The organism is Pseudomonas sp. 2995-3 (assembly GCF_002742565.1).
Classification (GTDB): Bacteria; Pseudomonadota; Gammaproteobacteria; order Pseudomonadales; family Pseudomonadaceae; genus Aquipseudomonas; species Aquipseudomonas edaphica.
Window position 1 is genome coordinate 1 of sequence record NZ_LJSB01000137.1, and the last position, 267, is coordinate 267.

Genomic DNA, 267 nt, shown 5'->3' on the forward strand with positions numbered 1-267 from the left:
ATCAAGGGGTGTTTGATATCTCCTATTTAAGGCACTTACCAAACATGACAATTCTCATGCCTAAAGACGAAAATGAATTACAGCATATGGTATATACTGCTGTTCAATATGATGGTGGTCCAATCGCTGTAAGATATCCACGAGGAAATGGATATGGAGTAAAGATGGATGATGAATTAAAAGAAGTTCCAATTGGTAAGTGGGAAGTTCTCAAGTCTGGTAGCGATCTAACAATACTTACTTTTGGTACTATGATTCCTGTCGCAG

1 pseudogene is annotated in these 267 nt (G+C 37.8%); it reads left to right on the forward strand.

The features are described 5' to 3' along the window. Positions 1–56: 56 nt before the first annotated feature. A pseudogene (locus AOA62_RS07010) lies at positions 57–267 on the forward strand (1-deoxy-D-xylulose-5-phosphate synthase); the annotation flags it as partial.